This window comes from Sphingobium sp. 3R8 (assembly GCF_020166615.1).
Lineage (GTDB): Bacteria > Pseudomonadota > Alphaproteobacteria > Sphingomonadales > Sphingomonadaceae > Sphingobium > Sphingobium bisphenolicum.
Window position 1 is genome coordinate 16897 of sequence record NZ_JAIQXR010000024.1, and the last position, 22018, is coordinate 38914.

Sequence of the window (22018 nt, forward strand, 5' to 3'; positions counted from 1 at the left end):
TCCGCAAACCCGCGGCCTCAGAAAATGCGGGCGCATCATCATAACATGCGATGGAGCGCGCCGACCGAGATAGCGTCACCCGCCGGCTCGCCCATGATGGTTCGGCAGTCGGCGCCGGAATCATGGCTCAGGGCTTCCGATCGATACGGTCGAGCCGGACCACGCCGGTCAACACCGGATCGGAGGCGGACGTCGAAACCTCAACCCTAAGTTTCCCTGCCGACATTTCCCAGCGTTGCGTCCGGGCATTGAAATCGGCCAGCACGCGGGGATCGGCTATAACCGTTACTTCTCGGCTTTCGCCTGGCTTCAGGTCCGGCTTCGCCCAGCCGATCAGCCGTTTCGCCTTGCCGGGCCGGGTGACATAGATTTGCGGCACATCGGCACCCTCGCGGCTGCCGCTGTTGGTCACTGTGAAACGGACCGTCAGGGTCTTGCCGCCCGTGACCTTCAGTCCCTCATAGCGAAAGCTGGTATAGCTGAGGCCATAGCCGAAGGGGTAAAGCGGCTTCGCGCCCTTCCGGTCGAACCACCGATAGCCGACGTCTGACGCTTCGGGACAATGAATGTCGAACGGCTTGGTCCCGGCCTGGAGCCCATATACAGCGCGGGTTTCCTTGTCCGCCGCTGGCGCGTTGGAGCCGGGAAGTACCGGATTGGGCAGTTGCTCCACCGACGCAGGGAACGTCACCGGCAAATGCCCCGAAGGATTGACCTTACCTGTCAGCACGCGGGCGATCGCCGCCCCCCCACGCTGCCCGCCATACCAGGCGGACAGGATCGCAGACACCTTCGTTTGCCATGGCATGATAACCGGATTGCCGGTCTCAAGCACCACCACGGTTTTGCCGTTGGCGCTCGCGACCGCATCGATCAATTCGTCCTGCCCTTCCCCCAACGACAGGTCGGGCTGATCGATGGCCTCCGCTGCATATTTTTCGGCGAAGATGATCGCCATATCCGCCGCCCCGGCCGCCCCGGCCGCTGCCGCGACATCCTTGCCATCCAGATAGCGGATGTCCGCATCCGGCAATTCGGCGCGCAGCGCGTCGAGTGGCGCCGTACCGCCATAGCCGCGCTTGGCGAAGCCGGCGGCGGGACCGCTCGACGCGCCCTTGGTCACACGCTTCAAGCCCCCGACCGGCGCAACCTGGCTCGACCCGCCACCGCCCGGCACGCCGATATCGGCATTGCCCCCGATGACGACGATCCGCCTGACCGACGCCGCAAGCGGAAGCATGTTCTGCTCGTTGCGCAACAGCACGATGCCCTGTTCGGCGGCGCGCTGCGCGATGGCGGCATGCGCGTCATAGTCGATCGATTGTCCAGGTTGCAGCGGATGGTCCGCGACGCCATGCGCGTACATGGCGCGCAGGACACGCCGTGCAGCGGTATCGATGGCAGTTCTAGGAACGCTGCCCTCCTCAACCGCCTTGACGAGCAGGTCGGAGAAATAGCGCTTTCCGTCCAGTTGCTCGCCCGACTGCTGGTCGAGGCCCGCAAGGATCGCCTCGGTCGAATGAACGGCGCCCCAGTCCGACATGACGAAGCCCTTATAACCCCAATCCCGGCGCAGCACGTCCGTCAGCAAAAATGGATGTTCGCAGGTATAGATGCCACCCACCCGATTATAGCTGCACATCACGGAACCCGGATCGCCCCTTTCGATGCCGATTTGAAAGGCCAGCAGATCGCTTTCCCGCATCGACGCCTCGTCCATTTCGACCGAAGCGACATTGCGGCCAGTCTCCTGATTATTGAGGGCATAATGCTTGATAGTGGCGATAATATTGTTGGATTGGACCCCGGCAATTTGCCCGCCAACCAGAATACCCGCCAAGAGCGGATCTTCGCCCAGATATTCGAAATTCCGTCCCGCTCGCGGATCTCGCACCAGATTGACGCCGCCAACCAGCATGACGTTGAACCCCTTGGCACGCGCTTCCGCCCCGATCATCGCCCCGCCCGCGCGCGCCAACTGCGGGTCCCAACTGGCAGCCAGCGACATGCCGGATGGAAGCGCCGTCGCCACCTCGCCTTTGCGCATATCCATCAGGTTCGAAACGCCCAGGCTGGCATCCGTTTCAACCAGCATCGGAACACCTAACCGTTCCACCCCCTCGACATAGCCCGCGCCGACCGTCATCCCCTGGGGACGCTTCGCCGGAGCGACCATGGCGGCGATAGGGCCATGGAGAAGACGCAGCTTCTCCGCAAAGGTCATTTCCGCCAGCGCATTTTCTGCGCGCCGGTCTGCGGGAACAGTTTCTTCCCTGGCTTGCGCCGAAATACTGCCAATAAGAGCCAGGCAAAGCGCGGCAGGTAGCTTGGTCATGATGGTCTGCTATCCCCTCGACAGGGCAGGCCGGCGGCCACCCATTGATTATGGGGCTGGGATAACGCGCTTCTGTTGCCCGGTCAATATTCGATCGATATCGTTCGATTAATGGCATGACGGTCGATTTCCTATCTCCATCATTGCTTCCAATCCCGGCATCGGCCAAAAAAGGGGCGACATGCCAAAGAAAAGCACCGCCAAAGCCTTCGTGCCCAAAAGGGGCCGTCCTACCGCCGATCAGTTGGCTGCGATTGAGCAGACAATCCTGACGACCGCCCGCGATATGTTTCTTGGAGGCAGCTACGATGCTGTCGCAATGGAGAATATCGCTGCTGTCGCAGGAGTCTCCAAAGGGACGCTGTACGCCCGTTATCCCTCCAAGGAAGCACTGTTCACAGCGATCGTCGAGAACAGGGTGAACCAGTGGTCCGCCGAAGCAGCGCAACAGGATCACCTGCTCAGCAAAGATATCGGGGAGCGTTTACGACATCACGGCCATACCATCGCGCATTCTGTAACCCAGCCCGAAGTCCTCGCATTTCAGCGCCTGCTCTTCGCCACGCGCGAGCGCTTCCCGCAATTGTCGAAGGCGATGTACGAGGCGGGCTATCTCTACATCGTGCGCCTGATCGCCCGGGATATCGCAGAAGCCGCCGAAAGGGACGGCATTCCTGCCCGCCAGCCCGAAACCATCGCACGCATGTTCGTGTCCGCCATTACCGGATGGCATCTACAGGAAAGCGGCGAACACCCCATCACGCTGGAAGAAATCATCGGAGCAGCAGACGGAACCACCGATCTATTCATGGCGGCCAGAGCCCTTTGGTAGGACTTGAATTTAGAACGGTATCGTGCGATATGACCCTCTATCGATAAGGAGGATACCGAAACATGCGCCGTTTCCTGATTGCCGCTGCTGTGACTCTGACACTAGCGAGCACGCCCGTGCTGGCCCAGACGACATCTGCTCCTGCATCTTCGGCCCCGGCTAAGCCGAAATATACGTCTACGGATACCGATCTCGGCACATTGCTCGACGATCCTGTCGCCAAGGCTATCATCGAAAAGCACATCCCCGGCCTGACCACCAACGATCAGGTCGACATGGCTCGCGGAATGACCCTGAAGGCCATTCAGCAATATTCGCCGGACGAGGTCACGGATGCCCGTCTCGCGGCGATCGACGCTGAACTTGCCAAGCTGCACTGAAAAGAGCGACAAACATGAGACGAAAAGGGCGCCCCAGCGGGCGCCTTTTTTGTCCGATACGCATTCCGCCAGCGCTCACGCGGGCATCCTCCATTTTCTTCAATCGCACGGGAACCGTCATTTCGGCCACCGACAGATGCCAGGCGATTTCCCGAGTGGTTGCACGACCGTTGATGCGCAGAATAGCGATGATTGCGGCGTCCAGCCTGTCCAGCCGCCGCAGTGCCGGGGGGCCGCATTCTCCTGATTTACACTGCAATTTGCTCCCCAAATGCCCCGTCAGTCGGACCATCCTTCCAACGACATCTGATAAAAAATGGGCCAGTCTGACGACCGGCCCAAGATGAGTTAGGAGAAATGCCTAGAAGGCATCTTATAATTGAACGATATAGTTCGATTAAGCAAGCCTGTTTTCGGATTCATCTTTTTCTATCCGTCACGTTGGCGCCATCGGGATCGGGTCGTCGTCGCCGGGCTTACGCGGCGTCACCAGGCGTGTCGCTTTGCGCGCAATCTAGTGCTCGATGCTTTCGACGATTTCATAAACGACCGGCACGAAGATGAGAGAGAGCGCCGTCGACGTGATGAGGCCACCTATCATCGCCAGCGCCACGATCGTCATCACGATGGGCCGCGGCGCGCATAGAATACTGGTGGCACAATTTCGATATAATCGTATCATATTTTCTGATTTTCTACGCATATTCAAATTCCATGACGGCGCCATTTCTAATATCATTTTTGTCAGATGCCTGCGAAGTCCGACAGATGGGCATCCGGAGAGCCAGCGCCATAAACTAAACATTGCCGAGACGAATTGTTACTTTTATAAGCTTTTAGATAGATAAAGACAGTCTAAATCATCGCTTCCTGTCCGAGCTGACATCGAAAAACGCCCGATCACAATATCGGTCGGAGCCGTGCAAATACCCTTTTACACGCGTCGCCATCATGTATATAAGTTACGCACAGAGGCATTGAGAAAATGCCTCTGTTCGATCCAGCAAAAAAGGCGGATCGAGCATAATGGGGAGGATATCCATGCGAACCAAGCGTGTTTCGCGCAGCCTATTGCTGTGCTGCAGCCTTTTGGCCCTTACATTGCCTGAAATCGTCAGCGCTCAAGTCACGGATACAGAGATAATTGTTACGGCCACCCGCCGCGAGGAAAAGCTTCAGGAGTATCGATGTCCGTCAATGTCGCGACGGGAGAGCAACTACAGAAATTCAATATTTTCGACGCCAAAGACGTGCAGCAACTCGCGCCCGGTTTGGAGTTGACGAATACGACCGGTCGCAACAACACTACAACCTTGCGCGGCGTCACCTTCGATCCGGATCAGGGCACTGCTCCTGCCGTCCAAGTCTATTATAATGAGATTCCAACCGACGCGCAGACCGCCTATACCGCACTATACGACATTTCCCAGATCGAGATACTGCGCGGTCCGCAGGGCCTGTTGCGTGGATTGTCGGCGCCCGCTGGTTCAATCACCATTGGCACCCGCCGCCCGAATTTCGACACGATCGAAGGTTTCATGCAATCGACCGCCACCGATCGTGCGGGCTACAACGTCCAGGGCGGTGTCTCCCTCCCCTTTTCCGACACGCTGGCGATCCGCGTGGCCGGCTTGGTCGACGGCAATCGCCTGAACAATGTCACAAACGTAAACCTCGGCAAGCGTTCGCGCAGCAGGACCGAAAGCGCGCGCATCACATTGGGCTGGCGCCCAAGCGACGCTTTGAGCGCCTATCTCACCTATCAATATCTGACCGCTGACAATCGCCAGTTCCAGCAATTGGTCGGCAGTGGAAACGAGCCAGTCTACAGCCCGGCCATCTTCGTCAGATTTCCTCTCAAGGACCCAAGCTTCGTCTCCGGCCCCAATCTTAGTCCATCGGATTATGGCGCAGTCAGCGAAGGCATTTTTCGCAACCAGAACGAGACCCATCTGGTCAATCTGGCCTTCGACTATGATCTGGGGGGATCGACGCTATCCTTCGTGGGCGCGCATCAGTTCAGCAAGTTGAAGATTCAGCGCGACCTGGACCCAAGCAATGCCGTGCCCAACTATATCCAGGCTTCCAAGGTCATTACCCCCTATAAGGTGGACACGGCCGAATTGCGCTGGAGCACCAACAATCAGGAAGGATTGGGAGGCGGCCTCGGCATCTTCTACACCAAGCAGACCGGAACCACTATTGTTGACCAACGCAACGACAGTTTCTCCTTTCCGCTCGATCCCAATGGTTTAATCCCTGGCACGACCATTCCCAACCGCTTTCCGGTAGGCGTTCATGTCGTGGTGCCGGTCTATACCCGGACCTGGTCGTTCAACGCCAACCTGCGCTACAAGACCGGCCCGCTGACGATCGAAGGTGGCGTTCGCTATTCGATCCTCAAGGCCATTCAGACGACACAGCAGACGCTGGATCTGGGACCGTTTCCCGATTTTCCATTTCCGGGCGCTCCGGCCGATTATGTGCTGACCGTGGGACCAACGGAAATCATCCCCGCCAATCTCCAGAAGCGCGTGAACAAACCCATTACGGGCGGCGCAACGGTGAACTATGCGCTTGCCGACACGATGAACGCCTATTTCGCCTATGGCCATTCCTTCCGCGCGGGCAGCACCGGCGTATCGGTGCCCGCCGCGATCAGCGACGATCTGATCAGCACGCGGGCAGAAAAGACAGACTCGTTCGAAGTCGGCCTCAAGGGCTCCGTCATGGACCGCAGGATAAATTACTCCATCGCGGCCTTTTACCAGAAGTTCAACGGGTTTCTCAGCCGTTTCACGGCCATCCAATATAATTGCCCCGAAATCAACGGTCAGTGTGACGCGACGGGTCCAGCGATCAACAACGCCATCGACAGCACCAATGGTGGTTTCGACTTCAACTATAACGCAAACGCCAAAGTCAAAGGCATAGAGGCATCTATCGATACGCGCTTTATCGATACATGGGACATGAATGTTTCCGCCGCATATACACGTGCCCGCTTCAGCAATGCGCTGGTGCCTTGCAACGACTTTGACGGATCGGGCTCGCCCAATCAGAACGGTACGCCGAAAATCACAGGAACCGGCAATGTCAGCTACTGCCGCACTAGCGGCCGGATGGCGGAGGTTCCCGATTTCAGCCTGACCGCGAATACGGAACTGCGAATCCCGACCGGGGCCTATACGCCTTTCATCCGCGCCCTCTTCACCTATCGTCCGGGCTTCCATTCGGATCAGGTGAATTATGACTATCGAAGCCGCGAACTGCTCAACCTCTTCCTCGGCGTTCGGGGACCGGACAGTAGATGGGAACTGACCGCATTCGCGCGCAATCTGCTCAACCAGAAGCGGATCACAAATATCTCGCTAGGCAACGGCATTTCACCGACTTCCCAGCCTTTAGGCCCGACGGGCGCTATCCCCTATGATTCCGGTTACCGCCTGGTCAATGTGATGAATCCGCGCGAATTTGGCGCAACAATCAATTTCAAATGGTGACGTCGAATTAGAGAACTGGAAGCGCTGGCACGCCCGCCAGCAAGCTAGCCCGCATGGGCATTATTGACGACGAAAGAGGACTACAAAACTCTGGTAGCGGTCGCTGCGTAGCGGGGACGGCTACCAGAGTCCTCGAAGAACGCAGGTGGTCGAAGCGGGATATCGAGGCTGGAGGAACCGGGCAATGTCTGAGCGCTGGCCAAACGGGCTCAACTGCAATGGACCTCGCCTGCAAATTCTAGATACTGGCCCGTGGCCAGGGCGTTGCCCGGCGAAGGCCGGACAGATGGCAGCATCCTACCAGGAGCGACATGTTATCATTTACCGCTGCAATCAAATATATGAATATTATCAGCCTGTTTAATTGATGCAATAATATCAAAGACTGTATTCCGACCATATATTTGATCGCAATCTGGCAGAAACTTACCGAGCCAATCTTCCGTTTGACAATCTCTGTCGTTTACTGCCAATTTCCTTCCTGGCATTCTCGATCATCTCCAGCTCAGTGACAGCCAAAAGATCTTCCGATACCCGGGTAAGATGGTCCCGCATTGCCGATCGCGCCAAATCACTGTCGCGCGCCACTAGTGCATCGTAAATGCGTCGATGTTCATCGGGCCTGGGATTGATTCCGCCTTGCCGGGCCTGCTCGAACATATGCCGGCAGAGAGGCGATGATTCCCGTAAATCCCACAGATGCTCGACCGCCTGTTCGATCAGGCTATTCTTCGTCCCCTGAGCGATCATCAGATGGAAGGTTCGATCCAATGCCAGCTCAATGGCCGATGCCGGGTCCGCCGCTTCCATGCGGCCCAATATTGCTTTAAGTTCAACCAATTCGTCGTCGGTCATGACGGCCGCGGCCAACGCCGTTGCCTCCCCTTCGAACATTAGTCGCGCTTCGATGAGTTCAAAAGCGCCGACGTTCAGTTCCGCTGTAGCCCGAATATTCGGCGGGGAGATAACGACATAGACACCTGAACCGTGCCGAACTTCAACCAGTTGGCGGATTTCCAGCGCAATGATCGCTTCCCGGATCGTCGGGCGGCTGACGTTGAACTGTTCGGCAAGATCGCGTTCAGGCGGCAGCCGGGATCCCGGCTGATGCACACCGTCCTGGATACCGCGCTCGATTTCAAGCGCCACGCGCTGATATAATTTCAAACGTTCTGCCATGCCACGGACATGTCACAAGGCATGGCGGTTCGCAAGTCATCTTACCAATCTTCCGATGCGCCATTTACCAGTTCCACATGGTGCCGTCTTCCAGCCGCGCAACCGGTAGATAGGCAGGCTTGTAAGGATATTTGGCGGCCAGATCCTCATCGATGTCCACGCCATGGCCGGGCGTTTCGCCGCAGAAGAGTTCGCCCTTGTCGAAATGATAGTCGTGCGGGAAGACGGCATCGGCTTCCTCCGTATGCCGCATATATTCCTGGATGCCGAAATTGGGCACCCATGTGTCGAAATGCAGCGCGGTGCCCATGGTGACGGGCGACAGGTCGGTCGCGCCATGGCTGCCGGTGCGCACCTGATAGAGGGCCGCCAGGTCGGCGATGCGGCGCAGATGCGTGACCCCGCCCGCGCTGACGATGGTGCAGCGGATATAATCGATGAGCTGGTTCTGGATCAGATCCTTCGCGTCCCAGATCGTGTTGAATATCTCGCCCACCGCCAGCGGCGTGACGCTGTGCTGGCGGATCAGCTTGAAGGCTTCCTGATTTTCCGCAGGGGTCACGTCTTCCAGCCAGAAAAGCTGATGGGGTTCCAGCATCTTGGCCAGATTGGCGGCCTCCTGCGGGGTATAGCGATGATGGCCATCATGCAGCAGATGCGGGCCAAAGCCATAGATGTCGCGCAGCGTTTCGAATAGCTTCGGCACGTAGTTGAGCGCCTTGCGGGTGTCCCAGCCGGTGACGGACGGCAGCGCCGCGTCGGCGGGTTCATAGAACAGCTTGCCCCGGCCCACGCCATAGGCGTCCTTGATGCCGGGCACGCCCGTCTGCGCACGAATGGCCTTGTAGCCAAGATCGATATATTGCCCCACCGCGTCCACGGTTTCGGCGATGTCGCTGCCATTGGCATGGCCATAGACCATGATGCCGTCGCGGCTGCGGCCGCCCAGCAACTGGTAGAGCGGCATATTGGCCATTTTTGCCTTGATGTCCCACAGCGCCACGTCGACCGCGGCGATCGCGCGCATCGTCACCGGGCCGCGACGCCAATAGGCACCACGGTAGAGATATTGCCAGATATCCTCGATCCGGCGCGGGTCCATGCCGATAAGGCAGGGGACGACATGATCCTCCAGATAGGCGACCACCGCCTTTTCCCGGCCGTTCATGGTCGCATCGCCAATGCCATAGACGCCCTGGTCGGTCATGATCTTGAGCGTGACGAAATTGCGTCCCGGACAGGTGACGATGACCTTGGCCGATATGATCTTCACTGACGATCTCCCCAAATGAATGCGAGCATGGCGCCCAATGTTGCCGCCTTCATATTGGACTTACCTCTTAATGACAATAGATCAGATAACTTGAAGCTTTATACCGATCGCGTATGAGGGCGAGACATCTCCTGGGATCTGGACACCATCTATGACCACGCATGTTCTGGAATTGCATCCCGACCGGCTACTGCCCGCTGACCCTGCCACGCGGGCGATCGCCAGAGCGCTCTATGACAGCGTCAAGGGCCTGCCGATCGTCAGTCCCCATGGCCATACCGATCCGTTCTGGTTCGCGGGCAATAAGCCCTTCGCCAATGCCACCGACCTGCTGCTGACGCCCGACCATTATCTGTTCCGGATGCTCTATTCGCAGGGCGTGCCGCTCGACGCGCTGGGTGTGCGCAACCCGCAAGCGGACCCGCGCGAGGCCTGGCGGCTGCTGGCGCAACATTATCACCTGTTCCGGGGCACGCCGTCGCGCATGTGGCTCGACTGGGTGTTCGTGCATGTCTTCGGCATGGAAGTCTCCTTGAGCCAAGGGACGAGCGACCTCTATTACGATACGATTACCGATAGGCTGGCGACCGACGCGTTGCGGCCCCGGTCGCTGTTCGACCGCCATGGCATCGAACTGATCGCGACGACCGAAAGCCCGCTCGATTCGCTGGAGCATCACGCCGCCATCCGGACCGAAAATGCGCGTGAAGGCGGCTGGCTGGGGCGCGTCATCACCGCCTATCGCCCCGACCCGGTGATCGACCCGGAATTTGAGGGCTTCGCCACCAATCTGGGTCTGTTTTCCGACCTGACCGGCGAGGATTGTTTCACCTGGTCGGGCTATCTCGCCGCGCATCGCCAGCGGCGCGCCTTTTTCGCGGACATGGGCGCGACGTCGACCGACCATGGCCATCCCACGCCGCGCACCGCTGACCTGAGCGAAGCGGACGCGCGCGCCCTGTTCGAGACGATCTGTTCCGGTCGCTTTTCGGCGCAGGACGCGGAACTGTTCCGGGCGCAGATGCTGACGGAAATGGCCGCTATGAGCGTGGACGACGGGCTGGTCATGCAGATCCATCCCGGATCGTTCCGCAACCATAATGCGCGCCTGTTCGAACGCTTCGGCCGCGACAAGGGCGCCGACATTCCGATGCGGACCGAGTTCGTCGCCAATTTGAAGCCTCTGCTCGACCGCTTCGGCAACGACCCCAGCCTGTCGATCATCCTCTTCACCCTGGACGAAAGCGTCTACGCCCGCGAACTCGCGCCGCTGGCGGGCCATTATCCCTGCCTGAAACTGGGACCGGCCTGGTGGTTCCACGACAGTCCGGAAGGGATGCGCCGCTTCCGCCATATGACGACCGAGACGGCGGGCTTCTACAACACCGTCGGGTTCAACGACGACACCCGCGCGCTGCTGTCGATTCCCGCGCGACACGACGTCGCCCGGCGGATCGATTGCGGCTTCCTGGCGCAACTGGTGATCGAACATCGCATTGCGGAGTGGGAAGCGGCCGATCTGGCGCAAGACCTGACCTATAATCTGGTGAAGAAGGCCTATAAACTGTGAGCGATAGCGCGCTACTGTCCAGCCGGACGCTGGACCGCCTGCCCGCCGCGCTGGCGCAGGCCGACTATGATCGCGATGCCCAGGCGTGCGGGATCGTCCATTTCGGCATCGGCGCGTTCCACCGCGCGCATCAGGCCTGGTACACCGACCGGGCGATGGCGCAGGGCGACAGCGATTGGGGCATCACCGGCGTGTCGCTGCGGTCGGCCGGTGTCGCGCGTCAGCTCAATCCCCAGGACGGGCTTTACACGCTCACCAGTTGCAGCGCGGACGGCCGGACGACGCAGTTGATACGGTCCGTGCGGCAGGTGCTGGTCGCCAGCGATGATCCGGACGCGGTGATCGCCGCGCTTGCCGCGCCGCACACGCATATCGTCACCTTCACCGTCACCGAAAAAGGCTATTGCCGCGCGGCGGACGGATCGCTCGATCTGGCGCTCGCCAATGATGGCAGCATCTACTTTTTCATCGAGCGCGGATTGCAGGCGCGCGCGGAGCGCGGCCTGTCCGGCCTCACCCTGCTGTCCTGCGACAATCTGGCGCATAATGGCCGACAGTTGGAGCGGCTGGTGCGCGCCTATGTCGATGCGCGCAATCCGGCGCTGGCCGCGTGGATCGATCGGGAATGCCGCTTCCCCAGTTCCATGGTCGACCGCATCGTTCCCGCCACCACAGACGGCGATCGCGACGCCGTGCAGGCAGCGATCGGGCTGGAGGATCAGGGTGCGGTCGTGACCGAGCCGTTCAGCCAGTGGGTGATCGAGGATCGCTTTGCCGGTCCCCGTCCGCGCTGGGACGTAGTCGGCGCGGAACTGGTGGCCGATGTCGCACCGTATGAAATGGCCAAGCTGCGGATGCTGAACGGCGCGCATTCGGCGCTCGCCTATCTGGGTCTGCAAAACGGCCATAGCTTCGTCCATGAAGCCGTCGATGATCCGACGATCCGGCCGCTGATCGAAGCGCTGATGCGGCAGGAAGCGGCCCCTACCATCGCCGCCGCGCCGAACCAGGATCTGGACGCCTATGCGACCGCGCTGCTCGCCCGTTTCGCCAACCCGGCGCTCAACCATCGGCTGATCCAGATCGCCATGGATGGCAGCCAGAAAATTCCCCAACGCTGGCTGGAAACCCTGGCCAACAACCAGCGGGACGGCAAAACCTGCCCGGCGATCCTGGAGGCGCTGGCCGCCTGGCGTCGCCACCTGCGCGGTGACAATGCGGTCATGTGGGGCGTTGTCGAAGATCCGATGCGGGAGCAGCTGGCCCCGCTGGCGAAGGGGGAGGCCGCCAGCTTCGCCCATGCGCTGTTCGGCAAGAGCGGCCTGTTCGCAGCGAGTTGGACGGCGAACGATGCCGCCATGCGCGCGTTGATCGAGGCCCTCGGCAGATAGAGGCTATGATGGCATGTGCCCCGGCCTGCGCCGGGGCAGGGAAAGCTATCAAGCGGTGAGATGGTCCGCGGACTTGGGACGATTGCGCAACAAGATCCACAGCACCGCCATACCGATGATGTCGAGCGCGCCCAGCATCACGAACAGCGGCGAATAGCCGAATATGTCGGCGCTCTGCCCGATCAACAGGGTGAAGAGCATCCCGCCGATCCAGGCGATCGTGCCCGCCATGCCGCTGGCCGTGCCGACCATGCGGCTGTCGAACACGTCCGAACACAGCGTAATGAGCGCGCCGTTCAGCATCTGATGCGCGAACCCGCCGACGCAGAAGAGCGCGATCGCAAGCCCCGGCGAACCGGCAAGGCCGATGCAGGCCGGACCGATCATGCACACCGCGCCGATCGACATGGTGATCTTGCGCGACGCCAGCACGCTCGCGCCCCGCCGCATGAGCCAGGGCGGCAGTAATCCGGCGGCCAGCGACCCAAGGTCCGCCGCCACGAACGGCATCCAAGCCCACAGCGCAATGCTTTTCAGGTCCAGATTCCAGACCGCGACCAGATAGAGCGGGATGAAGAAGTTGAAGGTCTGCCATGCCGGCTCGGCGAAGAAACGCGGGATGGCGATGGCCCAGAAGCCACGCGACCGGATCACTTCGGATCGGGTGGACGGGCGCCCCCCATCGCTCGCATCGCCCTGCCCGGCCTTGATCAGCGCGCGTTCTTCCTTGCTCAGGCGGCGATGGCGATCGGGCGTTTCATAGCCGACCCACCATAGGAGCGCCCAGACCAGGCTGAGCGCGCCGGTGACGATGAAGGCGGACTCCCAGCCCCAGGTGAGGATGCAGAACACCACGATCGGCGGGGCCGCTATAGCCCCGACACTGGTGCCCATCTGGAAAGCGCTGGTCGCCAGCGGGCGTTCGCGCGCGGGGAACCATTCCGATACCGATTTGGCGCCAGCGGGAATCGCCGCCGCTTCGGTCGCGCCGAGCATCCCGCGAAAAACAGCCAGCCCCTGCCAACTGGTGGCGAACCCATGCGCCATATTGGCAAGCGCCCAGCCGACCGCGAACAGGAAGAAGCCGAGCCGGGTGCCGAGCAGGTCAAGCACGGTGCCCGCAACCGTCTGCATGATCGTATAGGCGAGCTGGAACGACAGGACGACATAGCTGTAGCTTTCCGTCGTCATCCCCATCTCCTGCTTGAGCGTGGGGGCCGCGACCGACAGCGTCGAGCGGGCCAGATAGTTGAGGATCGTCCCGATCGTCACCAAGCTGATGATCCACCAGCGCAGGTGCCGGATCGGTTTCTTGCCAGAAGAGGTCATGGGCGGGGCGTGTCGATCGGCACGACCTCCAGTGCGGAGACGATGGCATCCCCGACCGTGGGCTTGAAGTTGATCGTGAGGCCGTCCTTGACCGCGGTCGCAGGCAGGCTGCGCGTGATCGCCTTGAGCGTGCCGCCGGCTGCTGCCGCCACGTCGAAGCCAGGAAGCGCTACCTTACCGTTGATCGCCACGTCGAAGACGCGCTTGCCGCGTTCCGCCGACGGTTCGACGAAGTGCAGGATCACGGTGTAACGGCCCGGCTTGGCCGGAATATGATAGGTGAAGTCGCCCGACCGATAAGTGGCGGCCTGATCCCGGTTGGCGGTGCCGGTGATCGCGGCGGCCTGAAACGGCGCGTAGCGGTTCTTGCGTGTGTCGGCCGTGCCGGGTGCGCCGCCGTCGAAAAAAGCGTCGGAGCCGAAGCGATGCGCCGGGTCGGCCGCCGCGAGTATCGCGCCGCTGTCGATGCGGAACGCGGCCGCTGCGTCGCGCCCTACCGTCCAGTCCACGCCGTCGCTCTGCACCCCGCCGTCGAAATGCGCGCGCGCTTCGATCCGGTTCTGCCCTTCGGTCAGGCGAACGCCGGGCCAGACGCAGGTGGCAAAGGCGCAGCCGCGCATCGTGCCGATGGACGTGCCGTTGACCAGCAATTCGGTTTCGGGCGCATTGCTGTAAATCTTGACGTCGGTCACGCCATAGGCGCGATCGACATAGCGCTTGCCTGCAATCTGCACCGCAGGCTGCGCCGACCAGTTGACGCGATAATACCACCAGGCGTCCTTGCGGATCGCGCCGTCATAGGTGACCAGCCCCTTGGTATTGATGTCGATGGAATCGCCTTCCTTGCGCACCTTGGTCGCAAAGTCGAAGCTGTTCCACAGCCAGCTACCCCACAAATAGGGTTTTGCCTTAACCTGCGGCCAGACGCGCTCGTGCAGCCAGGCCTGATATTCTTCGGGCTGGTCGCGGCCCGATGCATTGATCGGCCCGCCCTGCGGATCGTCGCTATGCTGCGACGTCGCGCCGCCCGCGCCATATTCGGTCAGCGCCAGCGGCTGCCCGGCATGTTTCTGATGCAGACCATCCAGCACGGACGAAAAATCTTCCGCCTTGCCATAATACCAGCCCATATAGCGGTTGACGCCCAGCCCGTCGGTAATCCCCGACACGTCGGGCACGCCCGGCATCCCGTTATTCTCGCAGCAATTGGCGAGCACCGTCGGGCGGATCGGATCTTCCGCCTTGGCCAGCGCATTGAGATCGGTCAGAAGCCCGCGCGGATCGGGCACCTCGCTCACCGCCTTGCCGATGAAGTCGGGGCGGTTCGGGCCGAAATCCACCTCATTGGCGATACCCCATACCGCGACGGAGGCATGGTTGTAATTCTGCCGGATCATCTCGACCAGTTGCTGGCGGGCGTTATCGGCCACTACCTTGGGCGCTTCTTTTTCGTCCGGCGACATCGTCCAGGCAGTCACTAGCGGGATCTCGTCCCACAGGATCAGGCCAAGCTTGTCCGCCAGCGCATGAACCGTCGGCCCATGCTGATAATGGGTCAGACGGATCGTGTTTGCGCCCATCTCCCGGATGGTGGACACCATCTTTTCGATGTCGCCTTCGCTCAGCGCCCAGCCGTCCTGGCCGCTATCCTGATGCAGGCCCACGCCGTGCAGGGCCACGACCTTGCCGTTCAGCAGGAAGCCGCGATCGGGATCGAGCGCCATGGTGCGGACGCCGAAAGGCTGGCTGACGCTGTCGAGCAACGCGCCCTTATTGTCCCGAAACTCCGCGACCATCGTGTAGAGATAGGGGTCGGCCGTGCCCTGCCACAGACGCGCCTGGTCGATCGTCAGGTCGATGCGCGCTTCGCCGTCGGTCCGCGCGCTCAACTGCACGGGGCTGGCCTGCCGGGCGACCTCCTTGCCGTCCCGATCCACGAACCGCACAACTACCTGACCACGGAGTGCACGGCCGGCGTCGTTGCGCACGCGCGACAGGATGGAGATCACCGCCTTGCCATTGTCGATGCTACGTGTCTGCGCATAGACCCCGCTGCCGCCATGATCGAGCATCGCGAAATGCGCCGCCTGCGTCACGATCATCTTCACCGGGCGATACAGGCCGCCATGGACGAAGAAATCGCCCGCCAGCGGCAATGTCGGCTGCACGCCCGGCGTTTCGGGCGCGCGGTTATCGACCTTCACCAGCAGGATATTGTCAGCGCCCTGCCGATAGGCTGACGTCGCATCGAAGCGGAAGGCGGAAAAGCCGCCCGCATGGCTGCCCAGCTTTTGCCCGTTCAGCCAGACTTCCGCCGTCCGGCTCGCCGCTTCGAACTCCAGCCACAGACGCTGCGCCCCGGACAGGTGCGCGTCAGGCAGTGTCAGCTTGTACCAGCCGACGCCCTGAGTCTGGTCGATCGGGCGTTTGAGGGTCGCGGCTGCGGGACTGCCGGGCAGGTAGGAGCCGATCCGGTTCCAACTATGAGGCACTTCCACCGGTTGCCATGTCGTATCGCTGGCGGGCGGCGCGGCTGCGTCACCCATTTGGAAGCCCCAGCCTGACGTCAGGGTTACGCTTTGTCGAATTTCCGGTGCGGGCGACACAGCCGCAGATTGCGCCAGAACGACGGTCGGCGCCGCGACCGAACAGAGCAGTGCTGCCGACAGCGTGCATAAGCGATGGGGGATCAAGGCTCTCTCCTGAACAGGATAGTTTTTCAAACTGGTATGACCACGCTGCATTGGAGCGCCTTGGTTGTCAATCCAATTGGCCCCACTTGGCCGTCCACTGCATAGCACCACAAAAATGCTGATCCGGTGGCCGACAGAAAACCGACTACCGGACCAGCCGATGCAGGGGTGCAGCCCTGAATCTATAATAAAATCATTTAGTCCCGCACGGCCCCGCCGGTGGCGGAACGAACCGCGACGGAGCGGAAGAAGTCGAGCTTGCGCGCGTCAGGCCAATTGCCAGGACCAGCGGCCCTGCCCAGTTCCAGCAATGTCCGGCTGGACGGGTCATATCGGGGCCAGTGCAAATCGGCACTGTTGGGATCGCCGGTACGGGCGAAAGCGACCAGCGAACGCGTCATTGCCCGACTGAATAGGCGGTCCTCGCTCGTCCAGGCGCGCGTGGTTCGGAATTGGTTGAAACTGTCCAGCGTACCGAGCCAGAACGGCACTTCGGACGTATGATAAGCCCCCGCCGTAGCAGGATCGAGATCGGTCAGCACGACACCCGGCGCGAAGCTGTGCGCGCGCGAAAATTCATAGCTGAAAATCTTGGACCGCCCATGCGCCGCCTGTGCTCGCGCCCAGCTATCCATCCCGACCGCCATGGTTCCGTCACGATCGGCAGCCCGGGCCTGCGCGCGCGCCTGCTCGTCATTCGACGCCGGATAGAGGCTCAGGAACGTCGAAACCTGCTCGCCGAATTTCGCCTTCGCTTTCGCTCGATAGGCTTCCAGCCCTTGTATCGGGCCAAGCCCGCCAAAGGATTCGTCATGGGTGAAGCCAAGCAACAGCGGCACGTCATTCTGGGCGGATTGTGCGAAAATCTGTTCGACAGGCTGCGGAAAGAGATAGCCGTCCTGCACCGGACCGATTTTGGGACCATCCGCGATGCGTGGCACAACGATCCGGTCGGCGGGCAAGGCGCGCAGTTCCGCGATCGACCTGGCGCGCAAATAGGTTTGCAGCTTGACGCCCTCCTTCTCCGCATCCGGCAAGGGCGCCATGGCGCTGGGACCATCTAGGACCGCGCCGCTCATGCCGACAGCGCGATGGAACAGGCCGCGCGCGAGCGGGGAGGCCTGCAGCGCGCTAACGGACATCGAGCCGGCGGACTGGCCCGCGATCGTCACATTGTCGGGATCGCCGCCGAACCGCGCGATATTGCGCCGGACCCATTGCAGCGCCGCGATCTGGTCGAGAAAGGCATAGTTGCCCGACGTCTTGTGCGACGATTCCGCGGAGAGTTCCGGGTGCGCGAGGAAACCCAGCGCGCCCAGGCGATAGTTGAAATTGACGAAGACCGCGCCTTCGCGGCTGACCGCTTCGCCCCCGTAGAGCGCCATGCTGGACGATCCGACATAGAAGCCACCGCCATGGATATAGACGATAACCGGCGCCTTCTTGCGCACGGCGGTCGTCCAGACGTTGAGGTAGAGGCAATCCTCGCTGGTGACTTCCGCGCCCGAATATTGGTTGGTCATCACCCCGCGCTGCGGCTGCATACATTGCGGGGCATAATGGTCCGCATGATAGGTGCCGTTCCAGCGCTTGGGCGGCTGCGGGTCGCGCCAGCGCAGGTCGCGCACCGGCGGCGCAGCATAGGGAATACCCAGATAAGCCTGCCCGCCCGACGACATTCCGACCCCTTCGATCACCCCCTGATCGAGGGTGACGTGCGGGTTCTGCTTGGCAACCGGCGCAGCGGCGGCCGATGCAGCCAAACCGATGCCGATGGCTATCAAAGAGGTGAGACTGCGGATGATTTCCTCCTGTCGACATCGACCTTGCAGAACGCCGGACCCGATGGATGCAACGCCCGGCACCAGAGCCGAAAAGCTCCTGTGCCGGGCGTAACCGTGTTAGAATTTGAACCGCACGCCGCCCTTATAGGTCCGGCCCATCAGATCATAATAGGCGCTGCCGTTAGCGGGCAATGGCGGGTCTTTGTCGAACATATTGTCTACGTTGAAATAGACCGTGAACTGCTTGTCCGCGCCAAAGCTGTATCGCGCGCCCAGGTCGAGATAGGCGACCGCCGGGATATTATTGTTGCTGATGCTGGTGGTCAGCGCCGGATTATATTCCGGCTCGTCAGGCCCGAACAATCCGTTATTCTGGCTCGAAGGCGACACATAGCGGACATTGGCGTTCAGGCCGAGACGGTCCAGTTCATAATCCAGCGTCAGGTTGAACAACCATTTGGGGAGGCCGGCCGGGCCACCGAACTGCGCGCCGGTCTGACCGGCGCGGTCGATGCCGTTGGGGAACAGGGTCGACACGTCGATGGACGATTTGAACGACATGACGTGCGTCGCTAGCAGGTTGGTCATCAGCGTCCCCGCCAAGCCGACATCGTCCAGATTCTGGCTGTAGGTCGCCTGGAAATCCAGACCGCGGGTCTTGAATTGCGCGACGTTGGCGGTGATGCCGCGCACGCCGGTCAACTGGCCCGCAACAGGATCATTATTGGCGAAACTGATCAGCGAGCACCAGCTATTGCCCGTATAAATCCCGCCGACGAAGCAGTTGTTGACGACACCCTGCGTACCGGTGGACGTGATCGCGTCCTTGATCCCGATATTATAATAGTCGACCGACAGGCGCAGCGCGCGCAGGAACGACGGCTGCCAGGTCACGCCGACCGTCTGGGTGATCGACTTTTCCGGCTTGAGGTCGGCATTGCCGCCCACGATGAATCCGGCGCTGTTGGTCGGAGCCGCGATTCCGGGACGCGGATCGGCGGGCAAGGGCAGAGACTGGGTCTGGGGGGTGAACAGATCGATCAGGTTAGGCGCGCGGATGTCGCGCGACCGCGTGGTGCGGAACATCAGGCCATCGATCACTTCCCAGGTCAAACCCGCCTTCCAGGTGGTGACGCTGCCCGACGTGCTGTAATCGGTCAGGCGGGCAGCGCCGTTGAACTCGATCTTGCGCGCGAAGGCCATATCCTGCGCCAGCGGCACGATGGCTTCAGCATAGACTTCTTTGACGTTCTGGCTGACTTGCGGAAGGGTCAGCCCGGTACCCGACAGCCAGCTATTCGAGCGCGACAGCGCGTCGGTCGTCAGTTCGACCGATTCCCGCCGATATTCCGCGCCGACGCCGACCGACACCGGCCCGGCCCAGGTTGAGAAAGGCTCACCCTGGATGTTCGCGGCGAAATCATGCAGCCTCGTCCGGCCCCTGCCCGTCGCGGTGCCCAGAATGTAAGACTTGGCGGCGTCCGAGACATGGGGGGTACCAAGAATGTTGATGGGCACGCACCCTGCGGCGCGGGCAGCGGCGTTGCGGCAAACGATCTGGCCGTCCACCGAAACCGCATCGAGCGCGTTGCGGAAATTGACGTTGTTGAAATTGTTGCTGATCCGGACGTCCGATGTATTCTGTCCGAACAGATAGGACGCGTCCCATTTCCAAGATCCGCCCAGATCGCCCTTCACGCCGCTCTGAACCCGGATCACCTCATTCTCGATGCGGCGAACATTGGGTCCGAAAGCCTGTCCCGAATAGCCGATAGCCAGACCTGTCGTCGGCACCTGCGCCAGTTGCTCCGCGGTCAGCGCCTGGGCGAGATAAGGATTGTCCCGCGCGATGTTGAGCGCAGGGCCGGCGCCCGCGCCGTCGCGACGCACCAGGATGATACCCGTGCTGGTGACGTTGGAATAAAGCGGTTCGACATAGACGGTCAGGCTGTCATTGAGGTCGAACGACACGCGGCCCATCGCGCTGTAGCGCGTCTGTTCGGGCCTGAGTTGCTGCGTATTGAGGTTGTTGATTCCCGCGGCGGCATTCGCTGCGAGCGCCTCGGGCGTAAAGAAGTCGAGGCTCGCCGTCATGTTGCTGAGGCCCCGGCTGAACGTCGTCGTCGTCACCCCGCCATTCGCCGTCGGCACGAACGCCAGACCGCGAAGCGCGCCGGCGGTCTGGATCACGCCGCCGCTGCTCGCCGCGCCATAATAGTTGCCGTTCGGACCCAGGACCGTGCTGGGCGTGCCGGCAGGCCGGTTGGCGATGACCGCGCTGTTCCACGCCTGCCGCCCCCATCCGCGCGCCGTGTTGTAGTAGCCAGTCCCGCCATCATCATTATATTCGAAACCCGCGACGATATGGCCGCGTCCGTCGGCGAAGCTGGTGCCGCCGGCCAGGGTGGCGAACTTGCTCTTCGCGTCCTTATAACGGGTCTGGCTATATTGGACGGACCCCTTGATACCTTCGAACTTGTCGTCGATCTGGAAATTGATGACACCTGCCACCGCATCGGACCCGTAAGCCGCCGACGCGCCCCCGGTGACGACGTCGGAATTGCGGATCAATACCGTCGGAATGACGTTCAGGTCGGTCGATCCCGCCGTGGTGGTGACGCCCGGCACGATCGTCTGGGGCAAACGGCCCCGATCCAGCAACACAAGCGTGCGCGTGGGTCCCAATCCGCGCAGATCCGCCAGGAAAGCGCCGGTATTCCCGAGGCCGCCGGCATTGGGCGACACCGCCGCGCGGAAGGCGGGAACCCGGTTGATCGCATCGCCGACATTGGTAATGGCGCGCGATTCCAGAAATTCCTGGCCGATGACGGTCGTAGGCGTGGGCGCCGTATATCCGCTGCGCGACAGGCGCGACGCCGTGACGACGATGTCTTGCCCCGCGGTATCGGCGCTGCCATCAACACCGCTTTGCGGCGCAGGCGCCGCCGTACCGCTTTCGGCGGCCTGTTGGGCCGACGCCGTGCCGGCCATGAAAAGGAGCGACGCTCCACCCAGCAGCGCGGCGCGCAGCAATGCGGCGCGGCTACCTAAAAAATGACTATGCGATTGGGCGACATCTTCATGATAGCGCATTTGGTATCCCCTCTTGACGACCGCTTCTGCAGACGGATTTGGCTTGTCCAATTTTCTAAAGCGGTCAGGCTAATCAATATAGTGATTTTTATCACTGCCAAACGATCAATATAATTTGTGATTGATCCACTGGCGGATGTCCGCACCGATAGCCGTCGACCGGCTTAAATCGGCGCGATGTCGAAAGGCCCTGACGATCCTGCCTGACCAACAGCTGTCGGATGAGGATCGGATCGCTGCCTCAACCCATCTCATGTGAGATGGCACGACGGATCTGGTTTCGGCACGACACCAGTCCAGCTTCCGCAGCCTGTATATGATGATATTCCAGCATCTCGCGCATAGCGGGCGTTCCGTCGGCGCGTCCATCACCCGCTGACCGCGCGGTAAAAATGGTCGGTCAGCGTCCTTCACCGTGCGAAGTTGCCTGACCACCCGATGAAGACATGGCATAAATCGAACGACGTTCGCGCGGATGCAGTCCTTCCCAAGAACGTCCAGGCGCGACGATATAGTCCTACTCGTCACATCGACGCGCGCATAAATGCCCTCCCTATGCCCGACGTGGATTTCTGCGTCCGCTCAATCATGGGCCGATCAACCCTGTCGCGACATAGCCGGCTTCGGCGCTGGACCGTCGACTGACCCGATGGTGG

General features: G+C 61.2%; 14 protein-coding genes. 5 read left to right on the top strand and 9 right to left on the bottom strand.

The features are described from left to right. Positions 1-127 precede the first annotated feature (127 nt). Positions 128-2335 carry a beta-glucosidase family protein gene (locus tag K9B33_RS19255; protein WP_224550686.1) on the bottom strand — a complete coding sequence of 736 codons (2208 nt, stop codon included), beginning with the start codon at positions 2333-2335 and terminating at the stop codon, positions 128-130. A 181-nt stretch (positions 2336-2516) separates the two neighbouring features. On the opposite strand from K9B33_RS19255, the gene K9B33_RS19260 reads away from it, so the two are divergent. Next, positions 2517-3167, top strand: a complete 651-nt coding sequence (locus tag K9B33_RS19260) for a TetR/AcrR family transcriptional regulator (RefSeq protein ID WP_224550687.1) — start codon at positions 2517-2519, stop codon at positions 3165-3167. Positions 3168-3229: 62 nt separating this feature from the next. Next, on the top strand, positions 3230-3547 hold the full coding sequence (locus tag K9B33_RS19265) for a hypothetical protein (RefSeq protein ID WP_224550688.1): 318 nt from the start codon (positions 3230-3232) through the stop codon (positions 3545-3547). Here K9B33_RS19265 and K9B33_RS23290 read toward each other — a convergent pair. Beyond that, entirely contained in the window at positions 3495-3839 is a 345-nt protein-coding gene (locus K9B33_RS23290) for an AsnC family transcriptional regulator (protein WP_224550690.1), read from the bottom strand. The genes K9B33_RS19265 and K9B33_RS23290 overlap by 53 nt on opposite strands. Before the next feature lie 222 nt (positions 3840-4061). Then, positions 4062-4169 carry an efflux RND transporter permease subunit gene (locus K9B33_RS19275; protein WP_224550691.1) on the bottom strand — a complete coding sequence of 36 codons (108 nt, stop codon included), beginning with the start codon at positions 4167-4169 and terminating at the stop codon, positions 4062-4064. Positions 4170-4734: 565 nt separating this feature from the next. On the opposite strand from K9B33_RS19275, the gene K9B33_RS19280 reads away from it, so the two are divergent. Next, the gene (locus K9B33_RS19280) at positions 4735-7050 is read left to right on the top strand and encodes a TonB-dependent receptor (protein ID WP_224550693.1); all 2316 of its coding nucleotides are present in this window, start codon (positions 4735-4737) and stop codon (positions 7048-7050) included. A gap of 426 nt (positions 7051-7476) precedes the next feature. Here K9B33_RS19280 and K9B33_RS19285 read toward each other — a convergent pair whose 3' ends face one another. Then, the gene (locus K9B33_RS19285; protein WP_224550694.1) at positions 7477-8229 is read right to left on the bottom strand and encodes a FadR/GntR family transcriptional regulator; all 753 of its coding nucleotides are present in this window, start codon (positions 8227-8229) and stop codon (positions 7477-7479) included. A gap of 64 nt (positions 8230-8293) precedes the next feature. Then, entirely contained in the window at positions 8294-9502 is a 1209-nt protein-coding gene (manD, locus tag K9B33_RS19290; protein ID WP_224550695.1) for a D-mannonate dehydratase ManD, read from the bottom strand. Between the two features lie 151 nt (positions 9503-9653). On the opposite strand from manD, the gene uxaC reads away from it, so the two are divergent. Together uxaC and K9B33_RS19300 are read left to right on the top strand one after the other, a co-directional pair. Continuing rightward, positions 9654-11072, top strand: a complete 1419-nt coding sequence (gene uxaC, locus K9B33_RS19295; protein ID WP_224550696.1) for a glucuronate isomerase — start codon at positions 9654-9656, stop codon at positions 11070-11072. Next, complete coding sequence (locus tag K9B33_RS19300; RefSeq protein ID WP_224550698.1) at positions 11069-12463, top strand: mannitol dehydrogenase family protein; 1395 nt, start codon at positions 11069-11071, stop codon at positions 12461-12463. Before uxaC ends, K9B33_RS19300 begins: the two co-directional genes overlap by 4 nt. A 48-nt stretch (positions 12464-12511) precedes the next feature. Here the strand turns inward: K9B33_RS19300 and K9B33_RS19305 are convergent, their stop codons facing one another. The 4 genes from K9B33_RS19305 to K9B33_RS19320 all read right to left on the bottom strand — a co-directional run bounded on the left by K9B33_RS19305 (position 12512) and on the right by K9B33_RS19320 (position 21362). Next, positions 12512-13792, bottom strand: coding sequence for an MFS transporter (locus tag K9B33_RS19305; RefSeq protein ID WP_224550699.1), 1281 nt, complete (start codon positions 13790-13792; stop codon positions 12512-12514). Next, entirely contained in the window at positions 13789-16398 is a 2610-nt protein-coding gene (locus K9B33_RS19310) for a glycoside hydrolase family 2 TIM barrel-domain containing protein (protein ID WP_224550753.1), read from the bottom strand. Before K9B33_RS19310 ends, K9B33_RS19305 begins: the two co-directional genes overlap by 4 nt. Before the next feature lie 284 nt (positions 16399-16682). Further along, the gene (locus tag K9B33_RS19315; RefSeq protein ID WP_224550700.1) at positions 16683-18269 is read right to left on the bottom strand and encodes a carboxylesterase/lipase family protein; all 1587 of its coding nucleotides are present in this window, start codon (positions 18267-18269) and stop codon (positions 16683-16685) included. A 117-nt stretch (positions 18270-18386) separates the two neighbouring features. Next, positions 18387-21362, bottom strand: coding sequence for a TonB-dependent receptor domain-containing protein (locus tag K9B33_RS19320; RefSeq protein WP_224550702.1), 2976 nt, complete (start codon positions 21360-21362; stop codon positions 18387-18389). Positions 21363-22018: the final 656 nt, after the last annotated feature.

What these genes read in the sequence shown, in the direction of transcription:
- K9B33_RS19260 (WP_224550687.1), top strand. Translation starts at nt 2,517, where the DNA reads ATGCCAAAGAAAAGCACCGCCAAAGCCTTCGTGCCCAAAAGGGGCCGT.
- K9B33_RS19305 (WP_224550699.1), bottom strand. Translation starts at nt 13,792, where the DNA reads ATGACCTCTTCTGGCAAGAAACCGATCCGGCACCTGCGCTGGTGGATC.
- K9B33_RS19275 (WP_224550691.1), bottom strand. Translation starts at nt 4,169, where the DNA reads ATGACGATCGTGGCGCTGGCGATGATAGGTGGCCTCATCACGTCGACG.
- uxaC (WP_224550696.1), top strand. Translation starts at nt 9,654, where the DNA reads ATGACCACGCATGTTCTGGAATTGCATCCCGACCGGCTACTGCCCGCT.
- K9B33_RS19285 (WP_224550694.1), bottom strand. Translation starts at nt 8,229, where the DNA reads ATGGCAGAACGTTTGAAATTATATCAGCGCGTGGCGCTTGAAATCGAG.
- K9B33_RS19265 (WP_224550688.1), top strand. Translation starts at nt 3,230, where the DNA reads ATGCGCCGTTTCCTGATTGCCGCTGCTGTGACTCTGACACTAGCGAGC.
- K9B33_RS19255 (WP_224550686.1), bottom strand. Translation starts at nt 2,335, where the DNA reads ATGACCAAGCTACCTGCCGCGCTTTGCCTGGCTCTTATTGGCAGTATT.
- K9B33_RS19280 (WP_224550693.1), top strand. Translation starts at nt 4,735, where the DNA reads ATGTCCGTCAATGTCGCGACGGGAGAGCAACTACAGAAATTCAATATT.
- K9B33_RS19320 (WP_224550702.1), bottom strand. Translation starts at nt 21,362, where the DNA reads ATGCGCTATCATGAAGATGTCGCCCAATCGCATAGTCATTTTTTAGGT.
- K9B33_RS23290 (WP_224550690.1), bottom strand. Translation starts at nt 3,839, where the DNA reads ATGGTCCGACTGACGGGGCATTTGGGGAGCAAATTGCAGTGTAAATCA.